The organism is Streptomyces sp. NPDC048521, from assembly GCF_043199855.1.
Lineage (GTDB): Bacteria > Actinomycetota > Actinomycetes > Streptomycetales > Streptomycetaceae > Streptomyces.
Map to the genome: position 1 here is coordinate 132173 of NZ_JBICWR010000011.1, position 26978 is coordinate 159150.

The following is a 26978-nucleotide window of genomic DNA, read 5'->3' on the forward strand; positions in this document are numbered from 1 at the left end:
GCCGGGGCCCCCCCCCCCCCCCAGCCCCCCCCCCCCCCCCCCCCCCGCGCGGGCGGGGCCCCCCCCCCCCCCCCCCCCCCCCCCCCCCCCCCTGATGCGTGAGGTTCAGCGGTGTTCCGCCCAGGCGCGGGTGACCGTCTGCCGGACGCTGTTGCCGGCCGAGTCCCGGGCGGTGACGCGCAGCGTCACATAGGCGGTGCCGCTTCGGTGGTGCGTACGGTCCACCGTGGCCCGGAACGTCTCATGGCCCCGGTCACGGACGGCCGTCGCACGCCAGGTGCGGCCGTCGTCGTAGGAGATCTCCACCCGCGCGCTCAGGCCGGCCGGGCGGGGCGCTCCGTCCTGGGCGCGGACCGTGACGTCCACGCCGTACGATCCTGCCCGGTTGACCGTGTTGTGCGCGTCGACCGGTACTACGTAGTCGAGTTGGAGCAGGGGCAGCGGCGTGGATTCGTCGGTGGAGCCGGAGCGGAAGGACCAGGACGTGCTGGTCGCGGTCGCGTAGTCCCAGTCGGGCGAGGTACGCGAAGTGGCCAGCTCCAAGCGGTAGTTAGCGGGTCCGCTCGGCACGCCCACGTTGGCCCAGGCGGTTTCCAGGTCGGTGAGTCTCGTCCCGTCGCGGTAGAGGGCGGCCGTCACCGTGTCCTTCGTGGCCTGCGCGCGGCCGGTGCCGATGCCGCCGCCGTCGGTCTGGAAGCGGGACCAGTGGCCGGACTGCGAGTCCGTGAACTCGGGTATGCGCAGGCGCAGTACGTCACCCTGCCGCACGGTCGGCTCGGGGGTGCCCGCGGGGATCGACGGCCGGACGACGGCGCCCTGCCAAGTCTCCGAGGTCCGGGCTCTGGGCCGGTAGGTCCGGGGGGTGTCGCGCATGCCGAGTGACAGGGGCAGGTCGGGGTCGTACACGGTGGTGTGGTGGACGAGGTGCTGCCAGATGGTGTCCCCGGCGCTGACGTACTCGGTGCGGGTGAAGCCGGTGGGGACGTAGCGGTTGTACTGGAGCCAGGCCGTCTCCTGGTAGGGGCGCCGGGCGAAGCGCTGCTCGGCGGCCCAGCCGCTGCCGCCGTTGTCCGTGTAGGTGGCGTGCACCACGGCGCTGTTTTGGGCGGACACCGTGTGGATGACGTGCCGGGGGATCTGTTCTCTGGCCACCTGCATGACGTCGTAGAGGTAGGGGCTGCGGGCCGTGCCGCGGAAGGTCACCTCCGTGGTGCGGCGGTGGATCCGCTTCAGGATCTCGGCTCCGGTGGTGGCCCCGACGCGGACGACCGGCAGGGGCGAGCGTTCGCCGTCCGGGGTCCAGCGGGTCCAGGGGTTGTCGTCGAAGTGGATGAGGAGGACGCCCCTGGCGCCCGCCGCCGCGGCCTGTTCCAGGGCCGGTTGCAGGCCGGTGCCCTGTGCGTCGGTGAGCACGGCGAGCCGGCCGCGTACGCCGGTGAGCGCCGGGGCGGCGGCGTCGCCCGCGTCGACCGCGCGCAGGGTGGTGCCGTGGTCGTCGAAGAGGGGTGAGGCCGGCATGTAGTAGGCGTCGAGCGTGCCGGGCAGGCCGGTGGTCCGTGCCTGGAGCAGCGGTGCGACGAGCTGCCAGCGGGAGGCGAACTCGAAGGTTCCCGTCCGCACCGGGGGAGTGGGGCTGACGTAGAGGCGCTTGGCGATGTCGAAGAACATCGTGCCCTGGATCAGGGCGCGGCCGTCGATCTCGCGGTAGGTCTGGTAGCTCAGCACCCCGCGCTGTTCGGCGGGCTTGGGGGTGCGGATCTGTACCGGAACGGTTCTGCGGGCGTCCACGGTGACCGTCGTGTCCCTGGTGACCCGCACCTCGGGCAGGACGACCTCATGCAGTTCCTGGCCGTCCCGCGCGGTGCTGAGGAAGGTGTGGCTCACCTGGTAGGTGCCCTCCTCCACCTCGGCGACGCCGTTGTCGGGGTCCGTGTAGCCCATGAATCCGCCGGGGCCCCAGATGAGCGGCTGAGCGGCGACGCGGTCGCCGTTCTCGTCGTACGTCCGCACGGTCAGCTTGTGCGTCGGGCCGTGCACGATCAGGCTCAGCGTGGTGTGCACGGAGGGGGTGGCACCGCCTTCCGGGGTGCCGGTGACGTAGCCGTAGTAGGTGCCCTGCCCGGCCTTGGCCGGATCGACGGTGAGGGGGACAACGACGGTTCCGTGGGCGGGGAGGCGTACGGAGGAGTGGGCGAGGCGGACGGCGTCCGCCGGGGCCGGGCGGCCGGCGGCGTCCGTGAGGCGGGGGTGCAGGGCCAGGGTGACGGCTTCGTCGGAGGTGTTGGTGTAGGTCAGGTCGAAGTCCCGGGCCTTGTCACCCGGTTGGAAGGGTCGGGGGGTGATGCTGCCCGTCGCGGTGACCGCGCCGAGGGCCGCGGCGGCCACGTCGATGCGGCCGCCGCCCTGGTCGGTGACCTTCTGGCCGGTGATCGTGCGGGCGGTGCTGACGAGGGCGTCCTTGATCTGGCTGCCGGTCCAGTCCGGGTGGCGCTGTGCGACGAGTGCCGCGGCGCCCGCGACATGGGGGGTGGCCATGGAAGTGCCGGAGAAGCCCACGTAGTACTGGTCCACCACGTCGCCCTGTGTGGTGCCCGAGGCGCGGGCCGCCACGATGCCGACGCCGGGAGCGGTCACGTCCGGCTTCGCGGCGCCGTCGCCGGAGCGGGGACCCCGGCTGGAGAAGGCGGCCAGCGCGTCGGCGCGGTCCACCGCGCCCACCGTGAGCGCCGAGTCGGCCGCGCCGGGTGAACCGATGGTGGAGGCCCCCTGCTCGCCGCTGTTCCCCGCGGCGGCCACGAACAACGTGGAACTGGTGCGCGAGAGTTCGTCGACGGCCTGGCTCATGACGTCGGTGCCGTCGCTCGGGGCGTCCGAGCCGAGGCTCATGTTGACGACCTTGGCGCCCTGGGCCACGGCCCATTCCATGCCGGCGATGATCTGGGACGCGGAACCGCTGCCGTCGTCGCCGAGCACCTTGCCGACGAGCAGGTCCGCCCCGGGAGCCACGCCCTTGCGGGCGCCGCCGGAGGCCGCGCCGCTGCCGCCCACGATGGACGCGACGTGGGTGCCGTGTCCGAAGGAGTCACCGGTGGTCGGACTGTCCGAGAAGTTGGCCGACTTGACGATCCGCCCGGCCAGGTCCGGATGGGTCTGGTCCACGCCCGTGTCGAGGACCGCCACCTTGACTCCTTGGCCGTGATCGCCCTGCTGCCACACGGGTGGGGCGCCGATCTGGGCGGTGCTGCGGTCGAGGTCGGCGCTGACCCGGACGTCGAGCCATACGCGGGGTACCTCGGCGCCCGTCGATGTCCTCGACCCGGCTGTCCGGGGCCGCAGTTCGGTCCACAGACGGCTCAGGTCGCCCTTGTCGACGTGCAGGGCCTCGGCGCCGATGCTGGTCAACTCGCGGGTGGGAGCGTCCTGTTCGGCGAGCGCGGTGACGCGACGCGCGCTCCGGGCCGCCGCTCGGCCGGATGCGCCGACGATCAGGGGCAGCGTCGCGGTGTGGGCGTCGTCGTATCTCTGCGCGACGAGGGCCGTCACGTCGAACAGCGCCCGGTCCAGGCGGCCTTGGGAGACGAGGGGAGCGGCATCGGCGGGCAGGACCGTGAGGTGGCCGTCCTGTTCGAAGGTGTGGAAGACGACGCCGGAACGTCCCCGGCCGGGGTGTACGGCGGCCGTCTGCCGGCCGTCCGGGCCCTTGGCCACGGTCACGCTGTCGCCCGTGATCAGGTGGACGGTCGCCCGGCTGCCCGGTTCCCCGCTCACCTTCGCGGCGAGCGGTGGACCCGGTGGGTCCGCGAGCGACGGGGTGGCCGTCGCGGTGGCCAGTGCGACCCCTGCTGCGAAGGTCGCCAACAAACGGACGTGTCTCATCGGTTCCGTGCCCTCCCGGCGCGCTGCCTGCCGTTCATCTGCGCGACAGAATCCGACGGCCGTGAGGCAGGTGTCACTCGATCCCCGTGGCACAGCTGGGACATGTCACAACAGCGACAGCGGGGCGCGTGCAGCGTGACGAAGCCAGCCGCCGGGGGATAAGCCTCCGACGAGCCGCCGAAAGACATCAGTCACCGTCTTGACGGGTGACGCAAACGCCTGCCATGATTACGTCACCACCTCAACCGGTGACACGGAAAGTGTCCGGGCAGGAGGTGACCGAGAACCTTTCGATCCAGATGGGGAGCACCAGTCATGGCAGTCAGCTACACCGCGGTTGTCGACGTCGACGGAGAGGGCCGGAACGGCGGTCACGTCCGCTCCTCCGACGGTCTGCTGGAGACCAGCCTCGCCCTCCCCAAGGAGCTGGGAGGCGCGGGCACCGCGACCAACCCCGAGCAGTTCCTGGCCGCCGGCTGGGCCGCATGCTTCCTCGGCGCCCTCCGTCGTGCCGCCAGCACCCGCAAGATCCGGCTGACCAGCACCACCATCACCGCCGAGATCACACTCACCCACGGCGACGACGGCGAGTTCTCCCTCTCCGCGGTGCTCAGCCCCGTGCTCGGTGGCGTGGACCAGGCCACCGCCGAGGAACTCGCGCACGCCGCCCACCAGATCTGCCCGTACTCCAAGGCGACGCGCGACAACATCCCCGTCACCATCAACGCCAGCGCCGCCTGATCCCCCCCCCAGATCGCGGGTCCCGTGCCCCTTCCCCCGGCACGGGACCCGCTCCCCGGGCCACACCCGCACCGCCTACCCAAGAGCGAGGGCATGACATGGCCGCCATGACGTTCACACTCCGACGGACGGCCGGACACCGTCGTTTCGTCGACGACCGAGTCTCCGCCGTCGCCGACGAGCAAGTGCCCCGGCGCGCGGGAAGCCCCACGGAGCGGGCGTGGCCCGACGACAGGCAGGTGTGGAACTGGGCGGAGAGCGCGGTGCTGTCGGGATACGGCCCGGCGGCTTCCAGCCTTGCGTGACGACCCGGCGGGAGGGACGAGTGGCCCTTCCGGACTCCCGGCCGGGTCGGGGACCGCGCTACGACATGGAGGTCAGTGGCGCCCGGCGTGACGCGGAAGGGCCGCGTCGACGGCGTCGGCCATCGCGTTCTCACCCGTGGCATTGGGGTGCACCGGCGCCGCCGGAGTCTCGGGGGCGAAGGTCTCGATCCAGCGCTCGCCGGTCGGCTTGCAGAGGTCGTGCCCGACGGTCGGCGTGTACGTGTTCACGTACCGCGCCCCGCCGAGTCGCGCCTGGCGGGCCAGCATCGCGTTCAGCTCCTTCTCCTTGTCCCGGAGCCAGGCGAAGTCACCCGCGGCCAGCGGCACGCTCCTGCTGGTACAGCCGACGCCGTCCTCGGGGAAGAGGTCGGGGTAGCCGACCACCACGACCCGGGCGTGCGGCGCGCGGCGGTGGATGCCGCGCAGCACCTGCCCGACCTTCGGCGCGGTCCGGGCGATCGCGTCCGAGATCTCGTCCGCGCCGGTAGCCGTGTAGTGAGTCTGGCACGGGGCGCCCGCCGGGTCGCTGCCCAACAGCTGGACACAGGTGCCCAGCACGGTCGAGAAGCCGATGTCGTTGCCACCGATGGTGACCGTGACCAGGTCGGTGCCCCGGTCGAGCGCGTCGAACTGGGCCGGCACACCGTCGGCCTGCGGGGCCGTCATGGCGGCGGTGGTGGCCCCCGAACAGGTGACGTCCGTCAGCGTCGCACCGCGGGCCCCCGCCACCAGCGAGGGGTAGTTCCGGCTGGAGCGCAGGCAGGTCGTGTCGACCTGGGTGGGCACGAGCGGCGCGGAGGCGTACGAGTCACCGAGAGCGACGTAATCCAGCTTGTGCCGGCCCTCCGTGGCCGTGCTCGCCACAGCGGTACCGGCGGGAGCGAGGGCCGCCCCGGCGGAGAGCAGTGCGGCACCCACCGTGAGTGCGCGTCCCGCGCGGGAGGTGGGAAACAGTCTCCTCAAGATCTGTCCTTTCGTGTTCGGTCGGATGACGATCGGTCTTCGGACGCGGGCCGCGACACATCCCTGTGCGGCCACGGCATCCAACAGACACACGTATCCGGGGGCCGTCAGGTGCGGGCCGCGACGGTCACGAATTGATCACCGATGGTCGGTCGGCCGGAACGCGGCACACGTGACCGCCGTCGAGCCGGAGGAACCGGAACACCTAGGCCGCCCGGCCGGACAGCTTAAGGGCAGCAGGCCGCGGGCCGGCCAGGACACACCGTCAGGTGACTGATGCGGGACATGCCGCTCCCGGACGACAGTGAGGACGAACGCGGCGAGCACCGGCCTGGAGGTACGTGCTCGGCGCATCCGCTCTCGGGGACCGCCGACGGCTCGGTCCGGGACGGCGCACCACACACATCACCGCCCACACACCCACCACAACATCCGAACCGAAAGCGAGATCACCGCCATGGACATGAAGCTCGAAGTCGTCATACTTCCCGTCTCCGACGTGGACCGCGCCAAGGGCTTCTACGTGGAGCAGCTGGGCTGGCGTCTGGACGCCGACTTCCCGATCAACGACGGCTATCGGATCGTGCAGGTCACGCCGCCCGGTTCCGAGTGCTCGGTCATCTTCGGGGAGGGCCTCACCGAGCAGCCGGCGGGCACGCTCCACGGCCTCCAACTGACCGTCACGGACATCGTGAAGGCCCAGGAGGAGCTGACCGGCCGCGGTGTGGAGGTCTCCGGACCGTTCCGCGACGAGACCGGCGCCTTCCACCACGCGGGTGACTCCCACCGGGTCCCGGGCCTGCACCCGGAGCGGGCCAGCTACGGCACCTTCGCCGCCTTCAAGGACCTCGACGGCAACGAGTGGTTCCTCCAGGAGGTCACCCAGCGCGCGCCCGGCCGCTGAGCCCGGTCCCGGCGCGGCTGACTTCCCCGTCGCGCCGGGGCCGCCCATCTTCGGGCACCCACGACCCCCATCCGAGCGGCACGCATCCACCGGAGGACACATGCCGACCGAGAACATCCGGACCTACGACGTCATCGTGATCGGCGCGGGCCCGGTCGGCGAGAACGTCGCGGACCGCACCACCGCCGCCGGCCTGAGCACCGTGATCGTCGAGAGCGAACTGGCCGGTGGCGAGTGCTCGTACTGGGCCTGCGAGCCCAGCAAGGCACTGCTGCGCCCCGCCCTGCTCCGCGCGGACGCCATGCACGTGCCGGGGCTCGACCCCGCCGTGAAGAACCCGCTGGACGTCGAGGCCGTCCTGGCACACCGCAATCGCATGTCCGCCGACTGGAAGGACGACGGCCAGGTCGAATGGATCAAGTCGGCCGGCATCGACCTGCTGCGCGGCCACGGACGCCTGGAAGGGGTTCGTGAGGTGTCGGTGCAGACACCCGACGGCGACACCGTCCGGCTCCGGGCCCGGCACGCCGTCGCGGTGTGCACCGGAAGCCGTGCGGCCCTGCCCGACCTGCCCGGGATCGACACGTTGCGGCCCTGGACCAGCAGGGAGGCGACCAGCGCGCAGCGGCCGCCGGGGCACCTGGTGATCGTGGGCGCCGGTGTGGTGGGCGTCGAGATGGCCACCGCCTGGCAGGCCCTGGGCAGCCGGGTGACCCTGCTGGCCCGCGAGGACGGGCTGCTCCCGCGCATGGAGCCCTTCGCGGGCGAACTGGTCACCGAGCGTCTGCGGGAGGCCGGTGCGGACGTACGGTTCAAGGTCTCGGTCGTCGCCGCGCGGCGGCTGGCCGACGGCGAGGTGCGGATCACCCTGTCGGACGGCGATGAACTCACCGCCGACGAGATCCTCTTCGCCACGGGCCGCGCTCCGCGCTCCGAGGACATCGGGCTCGGCACCGTGGGGCTCACCCCCGGTGACTGGCTCCCCACCGACGACAGCCTGACCGTCACCGCCGTCCCCGGGAACTGGCTGTACGCCGTAGGTGACGTCAACCGCCGGGCACTCTTCACCCATCAGGGCAAGTACCAGGCCCGCATCGCCGGAGCCGTGATCGCCGCCCGTGCTCGGGGCGAGGAACCCGTCACCGGTCGCTGGGCCCCGCACAGCAGCACGGCCGACCTCGAGGCCGTCCCCGGCGTCGTCTTCACCGACCCCGAGGTCGCCTCCGTCGGTCTGACCGCTGTTCAGGCCGAGCGCGCCGGCCGCGCCGTCGACGTCATCGACTACGAGATCGGCCATCTCGCGGGCGCCCACCAGTACCGCCCCGACTACCGGGGCCGGGCCCGCGTCCTCATCGACCGTGACCGCCACGTCGTCGTCGGCGCCACCTTCGTCGGACCGGGCGTCGGCGAGCTGCTGCACTCGGCCACCGTCGCCATCACGGGGGAGGTGCCGGTCGAGCGCCTGTGGCATGCCGTACCCGCCTTCCCCACCATCAGCGAGGTGTGGCTGCGCCTCCTGGAGACCTGGAGGGACGCATGACCACCGCACGGGACCTCGCGCTCATCGCCCTGGGGCTGCCGTCCGACCAGCCCGTGGAGCAGGGCGACCTGTCCCTCGCGCTCGCGGGCGCCGAGGCGCTCGATCTGCTGGAGAGCGGGGCGCTGACTGTGGACGGCGACCGCATGGTCGCCGACGGGCCGGTGGCGACGGGTGACCGCCTGCTGGACCAGGCGGCCGCCTCGCTCGCCCGGCAGCGGCCGGACGAGACGGTCGAGGACTGGCTGTGGCGCCGCGGCCACGAGCTGGCCTCGGCCTACGTCGACGACCTGGAGCGGGCCGGACTCGTCAGCCACCCCCGGCACCATGGCTTCCACCTGTGGTCCGGGCGGGCCGTACTGGCGGATTCGCCGGAGCGTGCCCGCGCCGAGGAACGCCGGAGGTCCGGCGAGCCCGTCCTGGGCGCTCTGATGGCGGCCGCGGGAATCGGGGCCGAACCGTCGGAAGAGGGCGAGAGCCCGATCGGGGACGCGGTCGCGACGGTGCTGGCCGCCGTCGGCGAGGCGGTGACGCGACTGGAGGCGCTGCGGCTGCGCAGGGACGTCGAGAACGCCGCGTTCGACAACATATGGCGGGGCTGAGACCAACCGGCGGCCGGAGATGTGTGTCGCCGTGGAGAGGCGGTCACCACACACAGGAGCGAACGTGGACTGCGCCGCCGCGTTGACGCAGACGGCGCGGCGGCCGGTCCGGACCTCTCACGGCGCCCGCGTTCGCTGGTGGACCCGCCGACTTGGCCGGACGCGGAGACAGCTCCGCGTGAACCTTTCGGCCCCGTCCGTTCGTGGACATAGGGAGAACGGAGGGGATCCCGGGGCGGCTGCGCGCGTCGGCGCCGTCATGAGGAGAAAGATGCGCTTGTGAAGACCGGTGTCGAGCTTGCCGACGGGAACCGCGAGATGGGGCGTCGCGGCGGCGGTGGCATCCTTGCCGCACCGCCCGAAGGTGGCTCACCCGTCCCGCGTGGCGAAGCGCGCCGCACCGGACACGTACCGGTGTCCGGCGGCGGGACCACGGCCGGCGGGACGGGCGGACAGGTGTCAGCCGGCGGCGTCCGCCGCGGCCGGGGCCGGCTTCACCAGGGTGTACATGACGGAACGCTGCTGCTTGTGACGCCGGATGCGGCCCTTGGCGACCAGGGCTTCCAGGGTGTTGCGCACGACCTGCGGCGTGGGGTTGCGGTCCGGGTGCTTCTCGAGCAGCTCGTCCCGCAGCTCCTTGGCCAGGCGCGGCTCGTCGTGGCCGGCGAGCAGATCCGCCAGCAGGTCCCCGAGCAGAGGTCGGTGCGACTTCCCCTTCGCACCGGCCTTCGCCGTCCTGCCCTTCGCAGCGGTGCTGACCGACGCCGAACGCCGCGAAGCGGCTCCGGAGGCAGGCTTTGCCTTCGCGAGGACCGGCTCGTCCTGCAGCTGCTCGGGCAGACGTGACGGGTCCGCGAAGCCCTCGTACCGCTCGGCGAGGTTCAGGATGTCCGCCAGGAGGGCCTCCTCCTGCTTCAACACCCTGATCCTTTCCTCCAGCTCCTGCTGTCGCCGGCGGTTCTCCTCCAGGTCCGACGCGGCTTGTTCCACGTACCGCGACCGGAGCGTGGCGGCTGATTGGCTGGTCACAACCGTTCACTCCCTCGATATGGATGACGTTGCGCATGGTACCCACGCCGAGGGTCCCGTGCAGATAAGTGTCGACGCCAGACAGTTCGCCGGGCATGTTCACTCTTCACGATAAGCGCCATGTGCCCCGTGCATGTACCAAGTGCATCTTTTTGCCACGGCTGGCGGGGCGGGACCACCACCCGCACGAGGTTCCCCCCGGACAGACTGCCCGGTGAGTGTGTCCTCGAACCGTCCAACGCCCTTTTGGGGACAGATGGGTGTCCGGAGGACGTGGCGGATCAGGGGGACGGGGTGTCGCCTCGTCCCCCTGATCCGCGGGGTCACATCGCCGCGTGCTCGCGGGCGGTCAGGGCTGCTTCCTCGACCGAACCGTGGTGCACGGGTCCGTGGCCCGGCAGGATGGTGTCCGCGTCGATCCCCTCCAACGCCGCCAGGGAGTCGAGAGCCCTGGCGCGGTCGGTGTGGAACATGTCGGGCAGCAGTTGCGGACCGCTGATCCGTGACGTGGGGTGCGCGGTCACCAGAGCGTCACCGCTGATCAGGATGCCGCTGCCGGGCAGGTGGTAGGCGCAGTGCCCCTTGGTGTGCCCGGGTGTGTGCACGGGAGTGGGGGCGCCGGGCAGGTCCAGGGCTCCCGGCACGGGGAAGGCCTGCGGCTCGCGGACCGGAACATGGGTGGTTCCGCCCGCGCGGAGGGCGTGCACGGCCCACGGAAGCACGCCGGGCCGCCATGCCTGGGCGAGTACCTGTCCGATGGAGACCTGGTCGAGGAAGTCGCGGCGGGCGTGCGGCACCTCGTCCTGGTGCATGAGGACGGGTACGTCGTACGCGGCGCGCAGGTGTTCGGCCGCACCGATGTGGTCGTTGTGCGCGTGCGTGACCAGGACGGCGGCCACGGAACGCGGGTTCAGCCCGACCGCCTGCAGCGAGGCCAGCACGGCGTCGCGGTCGCCGGGGTAGCCGGTGTCGATCAGGGTGCAGCTGTCGCCGTCCTTGACGATCACCCAGTTGGTGTTGCTGCCGGACACCGCGTAGACGTTGTCCTGGACACGGACGATGTCGTCGTCGCGCAGAATTCTCGGCATGGCCGTATGGCTCCTCGATGGAAAAATAGGGGACAGCTGGGCGCGATCCGGCTCACGCACCTGCCTGAGCGCGGACGACGACCGGACAACGCCGTCGTGACGCCGCCCGTAGCGGGTCCCCGTCGTATCACTGACTGTTGCTCTGGAGGTCGGCCGGGGTGGCTTTCGGCGGGCCCAGCATGATGTCACCGGCCTCCTCGGTGATGCACGAAACCCTGGCGACACGATAGCAACGTATGCGCATGTTGTTCGGTATGTGGTCTATGGTCCTCGACCACCGACGCCCGCTGGCGGGGACGCGTTCTCACGAGTCGCACACGGCATCGCACACGGCTTCTCTCAGTGCCACGACGGCCTCGTGCAGCTCCGACGGCAAGGGAGTGTGCGGGGAGACGGACCGAGGACCGGGGCGGCCCCACAACGGCCTGGCATACGCGGAGTCGTGGACCGGGACGGGACCGGCCGTCAGTGCCCGGGCCTGACGGACCAGGCGGTGCCAGCACACGGCCGGTGCCTCGCGGAGCGCCTCGGGGCAGAGCGGATCGTCCTCGCTCGCGCCTTCCACGGCCACCGGCAGCCGGAGGTTCGCGGCCGTCAGTACGGCGGTGGCGCGGGCCGCGAACTCGGCGTGGGCCGTCGTCAGCGCCTCCAGGACGCTGTCACCCAGCTGGGGGGCGGCCAGCTCGCGAAACCGATTGCTCAGGAAGTGCACGCCCGCAGCGCGGCCGTCGGCGCCCACGGTGACCTCCACGAGGCCGTCCTTGGAACGCGCCGTCACCGACAGTGCCCTCATCTGCTCCCGGGCCCTGTTCAGCACACCGTACTGCTCGGCGAAGTCAGCAAGGGCCTTCTCCAGACGGCTCCCCGGTGGCTCGTCCATCGTCCTCCTTTGCCGGTGAAGCCACCCGCGGGCGGCATGACCTCGAAACGGCCGGGCGGCCGCGTTTGCCGCGGACACGTTCCGGGCGTCTGCTCGCGTCCCGGCCCGGCGATCTCCGAGGGTGGAACCGGGCCATGGGGCCTTCAGACACATGATGGACACGAGCCGACGGCGCACTTGGTTCACATGCGGGAGGAACCGGAAACGCTTTCACTGGTCCGCGGCCAGGTATGAAAACATCCCGTCACAGGTGCGCCAGGTTTCTTGTCGCGCCGGTCCGCGGCCCCACCTTGGAGGACTCTTGTTCAGCATCACCGTACGTGACCACATGATGATCGCCCACAGCTTCCGGGGTGAGGTCTTCGGGCCCGCCCAGCGGCTGCACGGTGCGACGTTCGTCGTGGACGCGACGTTCCGGCGCCCCGACCTGGACGACGACAACATCGTCGTGGACATCGGTCTCGCCACCGCGGAACTGGGCAAGGTGGTGGGCGCGCTCAACTACCGCAACCTCGATGACGAGGAGCAGTTCCAGCAAATCAACACCTCGACGGAGTACCTCGCCAAGGTGATCGCCGACCGCCTGGTCGAGCGGATCCACGCGGGGGCGCTGGGGGAGGGTGCCCGGGGGATCCGCGAGGTGGCCGTGACGTTGCACGAGTCGCACATCGCGTGGGCGTCCTACGAGCGGCGCGTGTGACCGACGGGTGAAGGCCCGCGCCGCCGAACGGCGTGTGACCGACATGGAAAGGCCCGCGCCGCCGCGTGGAGCGGCGGCGCGGGCTCAGGGTGGTCAGCCGCGCACCATGACCGGGGGAGTGTTGTACCCCTCGACCCGCAGCCTCGGCCGGCCCGAGGCCAGGGCGGCGGCCGGCCAGGACAGCGTGACCGTGCGCGTCTCACCGGGCAGCAGCCACAGGTAGTTGTCGTCGTAGAGCGTGGGCAGCACCCGGCCGCCGTCCTCGGCGTCCAGCAGGGAGAGCCGGACCATGGCGGCGACCATGGACCCCCGGTTGCGGACGGTGGCGGTCGCCTCGCGGCGGCCTCCGTGACGCGACACCTGCGAGAGCGAGGCCGACAGCCTGACCTGCTGGACCTGGTCCAGGCCGCGCAGGGCCTGCGGGGTGCGGCACCGCCAGTAGGTGTTGCGGGACAGCACCTGTCCCCGTTCGTCCGTGAGGGTCAGTCGCAGCAGGTGCAGGTCAGGCAGGTCGTCCGCGGGCGCAGCGGTGAAGGCCGCCGCGGACGTGGCGGGGTCCACGTCGACGCGGGCCTGCCGGGTGCTCGCGATCCGCCGGCCGGACAGGTCGTACGTCTCCGCGGTGACCGTCGCGCGCTTCAGCGCCTCGCGGGTGTGGTTGACCGCGATGACCTGCCACTTTACGGGGTCGGCCTGGACGTGCAGGGGCTCGCAGGCACGTTGGCAGCCGAAGTAGGCGCCGTTGACGTCGAAGTCGTAGTCGTAGGTCTGCCAGACCGTGCTGTGCCAGGCCGGGTGCGACATCCACAGCATCAGACCGCTGGCGTTGTCCCACAGGTTGGCGTTCCAGGCCTCGAACATGGCGCGGAAGTTCTCGTAGTTGACGAACTGCGCCTTGCGCGTGAAGTCGTCCAGGTCGCGGGCCGTGCCGAGGCGGGTCTCGACGGCGGCCCGGTAGTTCTGCGGCGCCTGGTTCCCGTGCTCGCTCCAGTCGTGGTAGTACCACGCGCCGCCGATCGGCCACTCCGGCCCGTCGTCGCCCACCATGGCGCGGGTGCTCGCGGCGGTGGAGACGACGGGCATGCCGATCTCCGTGTGGAAGCCGAAGTCCTTGCTGCCGTACGTCGACGGGTCGAAGTACCGCTCCGGCTCGACCCAGCCGTAGGGACCGCCGCCCGTGACGACGCCGCCGGCCGAGTTGTTCTGGTAGAGGATCCCCGGCGCCTGGCTCTCGACCGCCGCGCGCATGCCCTGGTCGATCGCGGCAGGCGGGTTGCCCTCGTTGGCACCGCACCACACCGCCACGCTCGGGTGGATGCGGTAGCGCAGCACGGTGTCGCGGGCCACGGAGACGAACGCCTCGTGGTCCGGCGGGTCCATGCTCCAGGCGTTGGGGAAGTCGTTCCACACCAGGATGCCGTGTGCGTCGCAGGCGGCGTAGAACTCCTCGCGGTTGCTGCTGCCGACCCAGTTGCGGATCATCGTGAAGTTCATGGCACGGTGCATCCGCACCGCCGCGTCCATCCGCTCGGCGGGCATACGGCGCAGCAGTTCGTCCCAGCCCCAGTTGCCGCCGCGCACCAGCACCCGGACGCCGTTGACGCTGATCTTCAGCGGGTCGGGGGTGTTGGAGACGGTCGTGACGTCGGTCCAGGCGTCGCCGTCGTCGGAGACCTGGATGGTGTACGTCTTCGGGTAGGCCTGCTCCCACAGGACGGCCACGCGGTCGAAGCGCCGGGCGGAGCCGAGGTCGACCTGGATCCACTGGTGGTCCTCGTAGGCGGAGGACCAGCGGGTGCCCGCGTTGCCGTCGGTTGCGTGCGCGGCGGGGTGGCCGTCCTCCTCGCTGGAGGCCGTGGCCTGCTGGTGCAGGGCCAGGTCGGTACCGGGCTTGGTGCTGTCGACGACCGCCAGGGACCACAGGGAGTTGCCCCAGCTGGTGTTGCGGATGCCGCAGGACAGGCGGACGTAACGGGCGGTGCGGGCCTCGAAGTCGGTCACCCGCAGGCTGGCGTCGCCGCTGTTGAAGGGCAGCGGGACGGCCGTGTTGTCCACGGACGCGGCGTCCGTCCACTGCTCGCCGTCCTCGGAGACCTGCACCACGAAGGTCTGCGCGTAGGCCTGCTCCCACACCAGGTCGACCCGGTCGAAGGACTGCACGGAGCCGAGGTCGACGCGGATCCACTGGTCGTCGGCGAAGTCGGAGGACCAGCGGGTGCCCGGGTCGCCGTCGGTGGCGTTGGCCGGCCCGTGGCCGTCCTCGTCGGTGCTGGAGGCCTCGGCCGGGGCGTGCAGGGCGAGGTCGACGCCCGGCCGGGCGCTGTCGAAGACGGACAGCGTCCACAGCGAACTGCCCCAGCCGGTGGCCCGGGTCAGACAGCGGACGCGGACGTGCCGGGCGCGCCGGGCCCCGAGCTGGACGGTCTGGGTGCAGGCGTCGGAGGAGGGCGTGAACTTCAGCGGGGTGTCGTACTCATAGCCGAACTGCCGTATGCCGAAACGGGTGGTGCGCCGGTCGCTCTCGGTGCCGCCGGTCCGGGCGACCAGGGTGAGGTCGTGCAGGGTGGGCTCGCCCATGCCGTTGGGCCACCACAGCTCGGGGTCCTGCACCCGCAGCGCGCCGAACGCGTCGGGCGCGAAGACGACGTCGACCGACTTGCCGGCCGGGACGGTGACCGTGCGGGAGACGCGTACGTCGCCGAAGGAGGCGGAGACGGTGGTCTCGTGGTCGGCCGAGTCGGCGTTGCGCACCGGGACGGTCACCGTCAGCTCGGCCACCGACAGGTCCGGCAGCGCGGGCAGCACGGTGTCCACGCGCGGGTCGCCGATGACGACGTGGCCGGTCGATCTCAGCCGTACGTGGTTCCAGATCCCGGCCCCGCGGTCACGGACGGCCGGCATCCAGTCCCAGCCCGAGGAGGCCAGGTACGTCGGCGAGTTGAGGTTCATCGTGTTGGCGCCCGCGTCCACCCACGCCTCGCCCTTGGGTCCCTTGTCGCCGGGGCTGCCGGGCACCGGCATGGGGGAGATCCGCACGGCGAGGGCGTTGCCGCCCTCGGCCGCCAGCAGGCCGGTGACGTCGTGGGCGGAGCGGGCGAAGGGGAACGTCACCTCGCCCACCGAGCGGCCGTTGAGCCAGATCTCGGCCTTGTGGTTGACGCCGTCGAACTCCAGCCAGACGTGCCGGTCCGCGCCGGTGCGCAGACCGCGGGGCAGGTCGAACTCCCGCCGGTACCACCAGGAGTGCCGGGACAGCGCCTCCGGCACACGCAGGTTGTTCAGCCCCGCGACCGGGTCGGGCAGCTTGCCCTGGTCGACGAGGGAGCCCAGCACGGTGCCGGGTACGGTCGCGGGCAGCCAGCGGCTCGTGTCCACGCCCGCCTTCGCCAGCGCCGCGCCGTCGCCGTCCGCCCAGTCGTCCATGGTGAGCGTCCAGCCCGACTCCAGCGGCACCGTGCCGTCGGCGGCCACGGTGAGCCCGGGAGCCTCGCCGTGGTGCGTACCCCAGTCGGTCCAGCCGGTGGCCTGCGGGCGGTGGGCCGGGGCGGTGCCGTACACCTCGAACCCGTTGAGGCCGAGGGGGTTGGGGCTGGAGCGCCTGCGGGACGTCATCCGCACCCAGCGCGCCGTGACGGGCTTCACCACCGGGATGTCCACCACGCCGCCGGTGCCGGCGGCGGTGCGGTGGACGCTGGTCCAGGAGTCGTGGTCGCGAGAGGTCTCGACCACGAACTCGGTCGCGTAGCTGGAGAGGATCTCCTTGCCGGTGGTCCCCTGCGCGGGGTTGCCGCTGGTCGGCGGCGTGAACACCGGGTCGCTCGCGTCGGCCTCGAAGGTCAGCCGGATCCGGTCGACCCGGCACTCCGCCTGGAGGTCGACCTCGATCCACTGCGGATCGCCCGCCTCGGCACGCCATCCGGTGCCACGCACGCCCTGCGAGCGGATCGCGTCCACCACGAAGCCGGCGGGGGTGGGCGCGTAGGCCTGCGAGGAGGCCCGGACCGGGCGGTAGGCGGCGATCTCCCCCGGCGCGGAGAGCCCGCCGGATGTCTCGGTCGCGGTCCCGGTGCGTACGGCGGCGCCGGCGGCCGACGGGAACACCGTGCCGAGGCTGAACCCGGCCAGCAGTGTCGAGCCGGTGGCGACGACGGCGCGCCGGGAGGGGCGTTGCGAGGGACTCGACTGATCGGCCATGAGTGAGCCGTCCTATCACAGGGGTGGGTCGGAAGCGGGCATGCGTGTTGCCGGGTACGGAGCGACTCCCGTGGTCTGACAACGTTGCCATAGGCTGTTGCGGGGAACACTTCCCTGTCAAGGCCTGTGACACCGATGAATGGTGGGGCGGGCTGGGCGGAGGCCGCGACAGGCCCGGTCCGGGGGCGCGTTGTGGGGACGGGCGGTGTGGCGCGGGGGCCGGGCGGTGGGGGCGCCTGGGCCTTGGCCACTGTGCTCCCCGCCGCCACACGTGTGACCATCGGACGCCGACCCGTGCCAGACAAAGGAACATGTGAACGGTGATGACTTCCCTCGATGACGGCGGCGAGCCGAGGGCTTCTTTCGATGACGGCGGCGGGCAGGTGACGCTGAACGTGCCGGCCTCGGACCCCGCGTTCGCCGCTCTGCTGCTCTCCAGCCATCTGCGGCTGGTGGGCGAGCCGCTGTGCCCGGTGCGGTGGGACACCGATCAGGAGGCCGCGCTGTGGCTGCACGACCGGGCGCCGTTCGGTCTGCTCGCGCACGACTCCTCCGCCGATCCGCGTTTCGTCTACGCCAACAGCACGGCGCAGGAGCGCTTCGGCTACTCCTGGGACGAGTTCGTCGGAATGCCGTCCAGGCTGTCCGCGCGCCCGGACGGCCAGCGGGACCGGGACGCCTTCGTGCGCGCCGTGCGGGCCGACCACTACGCCACCGGTTACCGGGGGATCCGTGTCGGCAAGGACGGCCGCCCCTTCTGGATCGAGGACGTGACCATGTGGGATCTGATGGACAGCCGTGGCAGGATCCACGGCCAGGCCGCGGTGTTCCGCTCCTGGTCGCCGGTCGGGTGACCCGTCCGTGGGCCTTCTCGCGCGGCGAGCCCGCCACGGATTGCTGCCGTGGCGGGCTCGCGCACAGGGGATCGCACCGGCCCGGGTGGCGCCGTGGGAGCCGCATAGCCCCGTGAGCCGCTTGAGCGGCTTGAGCCGCGTAAGCGAGTGGCCTACGCGGCCTGAGCCGCGTGAGCAGCGGAGGCGCCGGGGCCGCGGGTGCCGGGTCGGTCCGGGGCCTACTGGAAGTCGCAGCCCGGGTTGGGGGCGTCCTCCGACAGCGGGGCGCCGTGCGGCAGGACGTACAGCACGTCGAGGACGACGTCGGTGGTGCCGAGGTTGCGCCCGATGTGCACGTGCTCGGCGCCGGACGGCTCCGTGATGCTGCTCCCGGCCTTGTACACGCCGTCGGAGGCGCAGTCGGAGTCGAAGTGGCTCAGGGTGCCGTGCTGGACGAAACCGTAGACGGTTCCGTCGTGGTAGTGCCAGCCTGTGCTCTGGCCCGGGGGAATGGTGATCTGTCGCAGGACGTAGTCCTTCCCGCCGAACGTCGTCTGGGAGATGATCGTGCCCTTCACACCCGGACCGGCCGGTGTGGCGAAGGCGGTGCTCGCGCCGAGGGAGAGGCCGACGGCTGCGGCCATGGTCACTCCCAGGCGCAGCAGGTTCTTGCGCATGTGGGTCAAACCTTTCAGGTGGATCCACAGCGCGCCGGCAGGGGCCGGAGGGTCCGGGCGGGCCGGCGCACTGGCTCGTGGAACACGCGTTCATGACCGGCGCTGTCGGCACCGGTGGCCCTGCGGGTCCGCACCGTGCCGCGCGCTTCGCGTGTCGAGCAGACAGTGTCACACATGTGGCCGGACCGGGCGGGCCCCCACACTCTCCACCCGATTGCCCCACGACGATTACATGTGTTTACCTTTTGGCAACGCGCCGTTCGGCGGTCAAGGCGGCTCGACGTACGTGACATACAACTCACCGCTCGTAGATGTTTGGATCCTGTTAAGAGCGGGAAATACCGTGCGGAGCGGAAAACCGCCTGGTGAGAGGGCATACTCTGGCCCGTCCCGGACAGCGTCCGCTCACATGTTCCGGTTGGACGGGGACGCGGCACTGCGGCGACACAAATGCAGCAGTTTTCTGGCACTTGCCGGTGCCTACAGTGCGAATGCGGGGGTTACATCCGGCCCCCGGTCGCCGCACAACAGAGAACCAGGATGGTTCAGAACACTATGGCTATGCCCCTCACGGCTATGTCCCGGTCCGACCTGCTCGGCACGATCATGAGGGAACACCGGGACGGCCTTGTCTCGTACGCCGAGAAGATGCTGGGCGACCACGGACTGGCCGAGGACATCGTCCAGGAGACGATCATCCGGGCCTGGCGGAACATCGACCGCCTGGTCGGGATGGACGGATCGGTCCGCGGCTGGCTTTTCACCGTGACCCGGCATCTGGTCATCGACTGGGTGCGCAAGCCCCACGCCCGAAGGGAAGTCGTGGGAGACACCTACAACGACCCCGTATCGGGCACCGACGGCACCGAGGCGGTGCACGACGCCCTGGTGGTGAGGCCGCTGCTGCGCCGGTTGTCTCCCGAACACCGGGCCGTGCTGGTGCACATCTATCTGTGTGACCGCACCATCCAGGAAACCGCCGGCATCCTCGGCGTGCCGGCCGGCACGGTCAAGAGCCGCCAGCACAACGCGCTGCGCAAGCTGCGTGCCGTCGTGCGACCCGAGGCGGCTTAGACATCGTTGTCCAAACGCGCGCGGGCCACTGGCGGGCCGACTGGCGGTGAGCCCGGCGCGGTGGGTGGCCGTACCTGAGGATCTTCCCTCCCGCGTTTGACCGGACCCATGGGTCCGCTTAAGCTGGCCCGAGTATGTGGACTTCTGAGTCCATTTGGGGATCTCGGCAGGGAGAGTGGCACATGGAACACACGGCAGTACCCGGCGATGCTCACACCGGAACCACGGCGGCGGCGCCGACCACGGCGGTGGCAGACGCCGCGGTGGGGAGCACCGCGGCGGCGGCCGCCCGGCCGCACGGAAGTGCCCCGGCTCCGCTCTCGATCCTCGACCTCTCGGTGGTGGGAGAGGGCACCGGCGCCGCCGAGGCGCTTGCCCACACCACCGCGCTGGCGCAGGCGGCCGAGCGCTGGGGCTACCGCCGCTTCTGGGTCGCCGAGCACCACAGCTTCCCCGCGTCGGCGAGCCCGGCTCCCGCGGTGCTGCTCGCCCACCTCGCCGGCGTGACCAGTGGCATCAGGCTCGGCTCGGGCGGAGTCATGCTGACCAACCACGCGCCGCTTGTGGTGGCGGAGCAGTTCGGTGTGCTCAACGCCCTGCACCCCGGGCGCATCGACCTGGGGGTCGGCCGTAACCCGGGCGGTCTTCCCAGTGTCGCCCAGGCGCTGCGCCGCAGCGGTGAGGACCCCGGAGCGGACGCCTTCCGGGACCAACTGGACGAGGTCCTGGGCTTCTTGAGGACCGATTTCCCGGCGGACCACCCGTACACCCGAGATCACGTGCATGTGGTGCCCGGGGCGCCCGGCCTGCCGGTGTGGGTACTCGGATCGGGGACGACGGGGGCGATGGTGGCCGCACGGCTCGGGCTGCCCTTCGCCGCCGCCTACCACATCAACGCGGCCCAGGTTCCGAAGGCCGTCGAGACGTACCGCGACCAGTTCCGCCCCTCGAAGACGCTGGACGCGCCGTACCTGATGGTCTCCGCCAACGTCGTCTGTGCCGGATCCGAGCCGGAGGCCCTGTCCCTGGCCCGGTCGGGTGCGCTGATGCTGGCGCTCGCCCGGCAGGGGAGGCAGACTGCGCTGCCCTCCGCGGAGACGGCGGCGAAGCACTCGTACACCGCCGAGGAGCGCCGGATCACGGACCTCTTGCTGAGCACCGTCGTCCACGGGACGCCGGAGGCGGTCCGCGCAGGTCTGACGGACCTGCAGCGGCGCACCGGCGCCGACGAGCTGATGCTGACGTCGATGATCCACGACTTCCCGGCCCGCAGGCTCTCCTACGCGCTGGTGGCGGAGGAGTTCGCCCTGACCGCGGCGCACGTGTGACCCCCGCACGCATGTGATCACAGGCGATCCGCGGCGCGGTGCCGCGTCTCCCGGAGAGCCTCCCTGCGACAGGCCCCGCGACAGGCACGCCGACCGGTCCCGGCCGGCGGACGCGGGGCGAGCCATCCCATGTCCCCGGCGACGACCTCTACCGGGTCGTGACGCACATTTCCAGTGCCGAGGTCAGTTGGCGCCGGAAGGTCTCGCCTCTCGGGTAGTGACCCAGCGAGCGGGAGAGTTCGGGCAGCAGGTACTGCTCGGCGACGATCCACTCGGCGGCGTCCGAGGGTCCGCCGAAGTGCTGGGGACGGACACCCGGCCGCGGCGGCGGCAGGATCACGGTGCTGCGGTGCGGTGCGAGCAGCGCCGTGGCGGCCTCGGCGCTGTACAGATAGTGCTCGACCATCCGGGCTACCGCTTCCGACCGCGCACTCGGCGAATCCAGGAGCGAGCTGAGTTCCGCGGCGTAGGTGCGCAGCAGTTCGTGACAGGTGTACCGCCCTGCGACCAGCTCGACGAGCAGGTGATGGTCCATCAGCTCGGCCACGTCCTGCCGGGTCCTGCGCAGATCGGTGCCCGCCAGGCTGGCGGCGGCCGGCAGGGCGATGTCCCGCGAGGGGTGCAGGCCGAGTAGCCGGAACAGTCTCGCGGCGCTGCTGCCCAGAGCGTCGTAGGAGCGGTGGAAGGCGTCGCGGGTGTTCGTGCGGGCGTCCCGGCTGGACAGGGCGTCGAGGCTGTCAGCTGTGTCCTGCAGCCTGGCCGTGAGCGCGGCCAGCGGGAACTGCGGCCGCGTCAGGGCACGGGCTCCGGCGACGGCCAGTGCCAGCGGCAGCCCGCCGCACAACTCCACCAGCTCCTCCGCGGCGGCGCGCTCGGCCCGGGTCCGGTCCGTGCCCAGCCGCCGGTCGAGCAGTTCGAGACCCTCCTGCCGGGTCATGGGCTCGAGTGTGATGATCCGGGCGTTGTCGGTGACGGCGAGGCCCTCCAGCCGCCGTCGGCTCGTGACGATCGCGAGGCATCCCGGCGTGGCGGGCAGGAGCGGCCGTACCTGTTCGCAGTCCACCGCGTCGTCCAGGACGAGCAGCAGCCGGCGTCCGGCCAGGGCACTGCGGTAGGCGGCGCCGAGGGCGGTGGCACTCGGGTACGACTGGTTGTTCTCCACGCCGAGGGCGTCGAGGACCTCGGCGATGGCCGCGCCTGGTTCCAGGGGGGCCTGGGACGGGTGGTGACCTTGCAGGTCCACATAGATCTGGCCGTCGGGGAAGTGGTCGGCCACCAGGTGGCCCCAGTGCACGGCCAGCGTCGTCTTGCCGACACCCGCCATGCCGCAGATGGCCGCGGTCATCGTGGGCGGCCGGCTCTCACCCTCCAGCGGCAGCAGTTCCAGGCACTGGCCCAGTACCTGCTGACGGCCGGCGAAGGACAGGCAGTCCGCGGGCAACTGGGCCGGCCTGTCGGCGCCCACGGGCTGCGGTGCCGGATGGTCCGTACGGGCGGCGATTCGGCGCTGGAGCAGGTGCTGCTGGGCGGCGCGCAGCTCGGGCCCGGGTTCGACGCCCAGTTCCTCGGCCAGCCCTCGGCGGATGCTCTCGAACTGTTCCAGGGCGGCGGCCTGCCGGCCGCTGGCGGCCAGCGCGGCGATGATCCGGCAGTGCAGGGCCTCGTCGAAAGGGTGGCACTGCACAGCGCGGCGCAGCATCGTCAGCACTTCTTCGATCAGTGCGGGCGCCGCCGTGAGGACGGCGTCGGCCGCCTCCTTCACCGTCGCGACGAACTCGTGCCCCACCGACGTGAACACCGGATGCTGGGCCACATAGGTGCCGGCGGCGACGGCCGGACCTCGCCACAGCCGCAGCGCTTCCATGAAGTCCTGCGCGGCCTGCGCCGGCGCGCCGCCCCTGAGCGCGAGCTGTGCCTGCGCGCGCAGGTCGCGGAACTGCAGCAGATCCGAGGTCGAGGTGTCGACCAGCAGGCGGTATCCGTCGGCGGCGCGCACCAGGTGTGCCGCGTGCGTCCTGCTGCGAAGTTCGGGTTCGAGTGTTCTGCGCAGCGCGCCGATGTGCCGGTGCACCACATTGACGGCGCTGGCCGGTGGCTCGTCGTCCCACAGGATGTCCACCGCTTCGCTCACCGTGAGCGGGCCGGGGGCACGCAGCAGCAACAGGGCGAGCAGGGCCAGTCTTTTCGGGGGGCCCAGGTCGATCTCGGTGTCACCACGCAATGCCCGCACGGTGCCGAGGATTGAGTAGCGCACTGTCGCGTCCATCTCGCCGCTGGCCTCGTCATTCTTACGTCGTGCCGCTGGTCGCCCGTCCGATCGGGTCACCGCTCCAGTCCGGGACGGGGCCGTACGCCGCGAGGGTGTTTCCGGCATGTCTGAAGGGACGTCAGACATGTCATGGCCCCCCGGAGGAACGGGCAGTGGAACGGGCGCACGGGACGGGCGTGTCCGGGCCCCACCACTGTCGGTTGACGTGTTCGGTCGCAGGGACGGTGCTGCCCCGGCCGTCTGCCGTGCCGCGGCCCCGGAAGGCGGAGACGCTTCTGACACGGCACGCCCGAAAGTGGACTTTGTGGTCCGTTTAGGGTCCGACTCTACTACAGGACAGCTTGTCCGGACGGCCTGTCCGTTGTGAGGTCGGCAGGGAGTCACAGGGCAAGCATGGCAGTGGCGCGACCGCCGGTGTATCAGTCTGTCGACTTGCCGTTCCCCTGCCGTCCGGGTCTTCGATGCGTCACATGACGGTAGGTGTGCACGCGTCGACCCGTCGACCGTGGGCGCTCGGCGACCGCGATCGGACCTCGGGCGTGTAGGACCGGCATATGTACCTCGCCAGGCGTGCCGAATGGGGGCGGGAGTTATGATGTCCCCATTCGACGTCACCGGTCAAGACGGTGACTCCAAGGGGGATGAGGAACCGTGCACCGTCCGCGGGGGTGTGGATCCGACCGGCATGGTGGATCATGTCGAGGTGACAGTCGGAGGTTCTCAGAGCGGGCGGCACATCACCTCGGTCACCCCGACACGTGTACACGCGTCCCCGTGTGGGCGGTGTGGGTGGTGCGGGCGGAGAATGACATGAGGACGTCACCGGTCGGGCGGCCGGGCACGGACGGTGGGAACGGGTCTTCGCCCTGCGTCGAGTGCGCCAGGACGCCGACGGCGCGAGCACGGCAGGTGAACCTTGCGGAAGTCTGCTCCGTTCGTTCTCATGACGGGCTTCCACCAGCTGGGCGGCCGCTACGGGCGCCTGCTCCGTCGGCCGGTCGGCCCAGGTGTCCGCGGGCGGGGTGCAGCCGGGCCGCGCGGTGGTGCCGACCGGGCGACGGACTCCCCCGGAGGACCGGCGGCTCCATGACGGCAGTGCGGCCGACGGCTTGCGTCCACGCGTCGTCACGCCGGTGAGAGAAGGAGCCCCCCTTGTACGTTCTGGTCCCCGACGACCCCGTGTTCTTCGCGAAGTTCCAGAGCCTTGAAGAGCCGCTCCTCCGCCACCTCTACCTGCTTCACAGTGCGGGCATGGAGTCCGACGACGAGCGGATCATCTCGGACGCCTACGACAGCTGGGTGCAGGTGCTGCTGAAACTGCCGCTGTGGTCCCAGTGGCACGCCACGGACACGTCCGCGCACGCCACGGACACGTCCGTACCGGCCACGGACGCCTCCGCGCACGCCCCGGGGACGTCCGCCGAGCATGCTCCGGGCGAGCCGGCCGGGTACACCCTCTACAGCGCGTGCGGCACCCAGCTGACGAGTCTCTACCCGATCGAGGTGACCGCGGTCGACCTCGGACACCTGACGGCCTGCCTCGACCTGTTCGTCGCGGCCGGCAGGACCCAGCACGCCATACCGGCCCAGGTGGGCGCCGAAGTATGGGCCGACCTGCCCGAACGGAAGGACACCCTCGTCGACGTCTTCCGGCGCGTCATGGAGGTCCTGCTGCTTCCGCCCCCGCAGCGGCTCCTGGGCACCTTGCAGCAGGTCGTGCGCCAGGGCCAGACCGTCTCCGTGACCCTGCCGGCCGAGGAGGAGACGGAGTACCGGCGGTACTGCGAGGACATCGTGACCATCCTCAGCTCCGGTGACACGTTCGCCTACCGAAGCCATCGCGCCCTGTACCTCTGACACCGCCGGTGTCTCTGGGGCCTCTGTATCTCTGGAACGCCTGTGTCTGGGGCACCCCCGTCACGGCGAGGCGCCATGTTCGCCGGGATGCGACGGATGCGCGAGGCTTCCTCCGGCGCCGGGATCCCATGGATGTCCGGGGCCCGTCGTAGTTCCGCGATGCCTTCGGGGAGACGGGTGCGGATGTTTGCTGAACCTTCTCGGCCCGCCGGTGCGTTGTCCAGTTGAAGGTTCCGCTGCCAGACACGCGGGCGGCGGGACCGGGACGGGCCTACTGGGGGGCTGACCTTCCCCCCGGTGGTCGGATGACCGTCCCCGCACTGGCGGCCCGAGTCCCCCCTCAGGGCCGCCAGTGCGCAGACCTGGGTGAACCACCTGTTCTCCCCGTCCGTGCCTCCAGCGACCGGCCTTCGGAGACGGATCCTCCGAGGACGGGTCCCGGACTCGGGCCCTTCCCAAAAGCCCCTGGTCCGGGTGCGGCCCGCTTCCGCCTTCCCGCGGCGGAAGCGGGCCGTACGGCTCTTGGCAGGTCCCCGAGCGCAGCGTCCACGGCTCCTACACACGGCGCGCAGCGACGGTGTACAAGCCCGCGAGCAGGCCCCGTCGCTCTCCTCGACCGGCCGGCGGCACAGCCGGAGATGTCCCCGGGCTCCCGTGTGACGTGGTTCACGTGTGTCTTCTCCGGCCCGGAAGGCAACCGAACCGCTTTCCCACCCGGTTGCCACTGGGGGGAACAGACCACCTGGCACGGGAGCGGAATGACGACGGCGCGAGACGCGGCCACGGGATTCGAGGCGTTCGTGGCCGCACGCGGACCCAGGCTGCTCCGGGTCGCCTGGCTTCTGACGGGTGACGCACACCTCGCGGAGGACCTCCTGCAGACGGTGCTCGCCAGAGTCTGGCCCAAACGGCGCCGCATAGCCGACGAGAACCCGGAGGCATACGTGCGCAAGGCGCTGATCAACACACATGCGTCGTGGTGGCAGAGGCGCTGGCGGGGCGAGATCCCGCACGAGCACGAGCGGATCCCCGAGCGGGCCGGCGCGGAGGACCCGTTCACCGCCGTCGACCTGGAGTGGACCCTGTCGCTCGTCGTACGGCGGCTGCCGCCCCGGCAGCGGGCGGTGGTGGTCCTGCGGTACTTCGAGGAGCTGAGCGTGCAGGAGACGGCGCGGGTGATGGGCTGCCGTCCAGGCACCGTCAAGAGCCAGGCGGCCAAGGCGCTGACCACGCTGCGCGCGGAGCTGGCGACCGTGTCCGGCGGCTGGGAGGAGAGTGAGAGCCATGGGCGCCGCGTCTGACGGGGAACGGTTCCTCGAGACGGAGTCGGCTGTCCGACGCCTCCTGGAGGCGGCCGTACCCTCCCCCGCGGCCCCGGCCGACCGCCTGGCACGGATCAGCCGTCGGTCACGGCGGCGCAGGCGTAGGGCCGCCGCCGTGACCGCGCTCGTGACCGCGGCGGTGCTCATCGGCGTGGTGTCGGGGCAGCGTGGCGCGACTGCCACCCACAGGGGGGAGCCCGCGGTGGCGCCGTCGGCTACGACCGCGACCGTCGGGGCGCCCGTGCGTCTGCTCGGGCCGGACCGGCCGTTGACGGTCGAGCTGCCGGAGGGGTGGCACGCGCTGACCGTCGAGGGCGCGCGGGGCAGCCGTGCGGCTTTCCTGTCGACACAGCCGTTGTCCCGGCCCACACCCGAGGGCTGTCTGGCGGACAGCGCCCACATGTTCCCCGGTTGCCGGCCCGTGTCCCGGCTGGCGCCGGGTGGCGTGCTCATCGTCCTGCGGTACGGCGACGGGCGGGGCGTGGGCCCGCTCCGGATGAGCGTGGCATCCGGGATCGACACCTGCGCGGGTGTGGGAGCGGACGGCGGCCACTCGGCCGACGCCGGTTCCTTCGAGGTGCTGTTCTCCGTGTGCCAGCGCGGTCCGACGGCGAGGACGGCCACCGTCATCGGGGAGATCCTGAGCGAAATGTTTCCCGACGACGGGACCTGACTGGTAGCGCCGTGGCGCGCGCGCCCGAACACTTCGTCTCCACAGGATCTTCTGACACGTGTCTGTGTGGTACGTTCCGTGATCAGCCGGTCCGGAAGATCCACA

At 71.4% G+C, this 26978-nt stretch carries 20 protein-coding genes; 12 read left to right on the forward strand and 8 right to left on the reverse strand.

Translation table 11 applies throughout. The annotated features are described in order from the left end of the window. Window positions 1-105 precede the first annotated feature (105 nt). Window positions 106-3876 carry a S8 family serine peptidase gene (locus tag ACGFRF_RS25030; RefSeq protein ID WP_393743427.1) on the reverse strand — a complete coding sequence of 1257 codons (3771 nt, stop codon included), beginning with the start codon at window positions 3874-3876 and terminating at the stop codon, window positions 106-108. Between the two features lie 315 nt (window positions 3877-4191). On the opposite strand from ACGFRF_RS25030, the gene ACGFRF_RS25035 reads away from it, so the two are divergent. Continuing rightward, window positions 4192-4617 (forward strand): organic hydroperoxide resistance protein, encoded by a 426-nt coding sequence (locus ACGFRF_RS25035; protein WP_393743429.1) that lies wholly within the window; start codon window positions 4192-4194, stop codon window positions 4615-4617. Between the two features lie 107 nt (window positions 4618-4724). Then, window positions 4725-4922 (forward strand): hypothetical protein, encoded by a 198-nt coding sequence (locus ACGFRF_RS25040; RefSeq protein WP_393743431.1) that lies wholly within the window; start codon window positions 4725-4727, stop codon window positions 4920-4922. Between the two features lie 72 nt (window positions 4923-4994). On the opposite strand, the gene ACGFRF_RS25045 is transcribed toward ACGFRF_RS25040, so the two are convergent. After that, a complete protein-coding gene (locus ACGFRF_RS25045) occupies window positions 4995-5906 on the reverse strand; it encodes an SGNH/GDSL hydrolase family protein (protein ID WP_393743433.1) in 912 nt (303 codons plus the stop codon). 457 nt (window positions 5907-6363) lie between these two features. On the opposite strand from ACGFRF_RS25045, the gene ACGFRF_RS25050 reads away from it, so the two are divergent. The 3 genes from ACGFRF_RS25050 to ACGFRF_RS25060 all read left to right on the forward strand — a co-directional run bounded on the left by ACGFRF_RS25050 (window position 6364) and on the right by ACGFRF_RS25060 (window position 8949). Then, window positions 6364-6810 carry a VOC family protein gene (locus ACGFRF_RS25050; protein WP_393743435.1) on the forward strand — a complete coding sequence of 149 codons (447 nt, stop codon included), beginning with the start codon at window positions 6364-6366 and terminating at the stop codon, window positions 6808-6810. 100 nt (window positions 6811-6910) lie between these two features. Continuing rightward, window positions 6911-8350, forward strand: a complete 1440-nt coding sequence (locus tag ACGFRF_RS25055; RefSeq protein WP_393743437.1) for a dihydrolipoyl dehydrogenase family protein — start codon at window positions 6911-6913, stop codon at window positions 8348-8350. Beyond that, window positions 8347-8949: a GPP34 family phosphoprotein gene (locus ACGFRF_RS25060; protein ID WP_393743438.1), complete on the forward strand. Its 603-nt coding sequence runs from the start codon at window positions 8347-8349 to the stop codon at window positions 8947-8949. Before ACGFRF_RS25055 ends, ACGFRF_RS25060 begins: the two co-directional genes overlap by 4 nt. A gap of 459 nt (window positions 8950-9408) precedes the next feature. Here ACGFRF_RS25060 and ACGFRF_RS25065 read toward each other — a convergent pair whose 3' ends face one another. From ACGFRF_RS25065 to ACGFRF_RS25075, 3 genes are all read right to left on the reverse strand, one after another. Beyond that, window positions 9409-9978, reverse strand: coding sequence for a hypothetical protein (locus ACGFRF_RS25065; RefSeq protein WP_393743440.1), 570 nt, complete (start codon window positions 9976-9978; stop codon window positions 9409-9411). Between the two features lie 323 nt (window positions 9979-10301). Beyond that, the gene (locus ACGFRF_RS25070) at window positions 10302-11066 is read right to left on the reverse strand and encodes an MBL fold metallo-hydrolase (protein WP_393743442.1); all 765 of its coding nucleotides are present in this window, start codon (window positions 11064-11066) and stop codon (window positions 10302-10304) included. 304 nt (window positions 11067-11370) lie between these two features. After that, on the reverse strand, window positions 11371-11946 hold the full coding sequence (locus ACGFRF_RS25075; RefSeq protein WP_393743444.1) for a YbaB/EbfC family nucleoid-associated protein: 576 nt from the start codon (window positions 11944-11946) through the stop codon (window positions 11371-11373). A gap of 301 nt (window positions 11947-12247) precedes the next feature. Between ACGFRF_RS25075 and ACGFRF_RS25080 the strand changes: the two genes are divergently transcribed. Continuing rightward, window positions 12248-12646, forward strand: a complete 399-nt coding sequence (locus ACGFRF_RS25080) for a 6-pyruvoyl tetrahydropterin synthase family protein (RefSeq protein WP_393743446.1) — start codon at window positions 12248-12250, stop codon at window positions 12644-12646. A 93-nt stretch (window positions 12647-12739) separates the two neighbouring features. On the opposite strand, the gene ACGFRF_RS25085 is transcribed toward ACGFRF_RS25080, so the two are convergent. Continuing rightward, window positions 12740-16840, reverse strand: a complete 4101-nt coding sequence (locus ACGFRF_RS25085; RefSeq protein ID WP_393743448.1) for a discoidin domain-containing protein — start codon at window positions 16838-16840, stop codon at window positions 12740-12742. A 323-nt stretch (window positions 16841-17163) separates the two neighbouring features. Here ACGFRF_RS25085 and ACGFRF_RS25090 point away from each other — a divergent pair, with 323 nt between their 5' ends. Beyond that, on the forward strand, window positions 17164-17694 hold the full coding sequence (locus ACGFRF_RS25090; RefSeq protein WP_393743450.1) for an MEKHLA domain-containing protein: 531 nt from the start codon (window positions 17164-17166) through the stop codon (window positions 17692-17694). Window positions 17695-17912: 218 nt separating this feature from the next. Here the strand turns inward: ACGFRF_RS25090 and ACGFRF_RS25095 are convergent, their stop codons facing one another. Continuing rightward, window positions 17913-18350 (reverse strand): cupin domain-containing protein, encoded by a 438-nt coding sequence (locus ACGFRF_RS25095; protein ID WP_393743452.1) that lies wholly within the window; start codon window positions 18348-18350, stop codon window positions 17913-17915. A 561-nt stretch (window positions 18351-18911) separates the two neighbouring features. Between ACGFRF_RS25095 and ACGFRF_RS25100 the strand changes: the two genes are divergently transcribed. Continuing rightward, window positions 18912-19424 (forward strand): sigma-70 family RNA polymerase sigma factor, encoded by a 513-nt coding sequence (locus ACGFRF_RS25100; protein ID WP_393743454.1) that lies wholly within the window; start codon window positions 18912-18914, stop codon window positions 19422-19424. A 182-nt stretch (window positions 19425-19606) separates the two neighbouring features. Next, window positions 19607-20752: an LLM class flavin-dependent oxidoreductase gene (locus ACGFRF_RS25105; RefSeq protein ID WP_393743456.1), complete on the forward strand. Its 1146-nt coding sequence runs from the start codon at window positions 19607-19609 to the stop codon at window positions 20750-20752. A gap of 148 nt (window positions 20753-20900) precedes the next feature. Here the strand turns inward: ACGFRF_RS25105 and ACGFRF_RS25110 are convergent, their stop codons facing one another. Beyond that, window positions 20901-23006, reverse strand: coding sequence for a BTAD domain-containing putative transcriptional regulator (locus tag ACGFRF_RS25110; RefSeq protein WP_393743458.1), 2106 nt, complete (start codon window positions 23004-23006; stop codon window positions 20901-20903). 1167 nt (window positions 23007-24173) lie between these two features. On the opposite strand from ACGFRF_RS25110, the gene ACGFRF_RS25115 reads away from it, so the two are divergent. The 3 genes from ACGFRF_RS25115 (at window position 24174) to ACGFRF_RS25125 (ending at window position 26873) form a co-directional block, all read left to right on the forward strand. Then, window positions 24174-24878 carry a hypothetical protein gene (locus ACGFRF_RS25115; protein WP_393743459.1) on the forward strand — a complete coding sequence of 235 codons (705 nt, stop codon included), beginning with the start codon at window positions 24174-24176 and terminating at the stop codon, window positions 24876-24878. A 758-nt stretch (window positions 24879-25636) separates the two neighbouring features. Beyond that, window positions 25637-26179, forward strand: a complete 543-nt coding sequence (locus ACGFRF_RS25120) for a SigE family RNA polymerase sigma factor (RefSeq protein WP_393743461.1) — start codon at window positions 25637-25639, stop codon at window positions 26177-26179. Between the two features lie 136 nt (window positions 26180-26315). After that, the gene (locus ACGFRF_RS25125; protein ID WP_393743463.1) at window positions 26316-26873 is read left to right on the forward strand and encodes a hypothetical protein; all 558 of its coding nucleotides are present in this window, start codon (window positions 26316-26318) and stop codon (window positions 26871-26873) included. Window positions 26874-26978 lie beyond the last annotated feature (105 nt).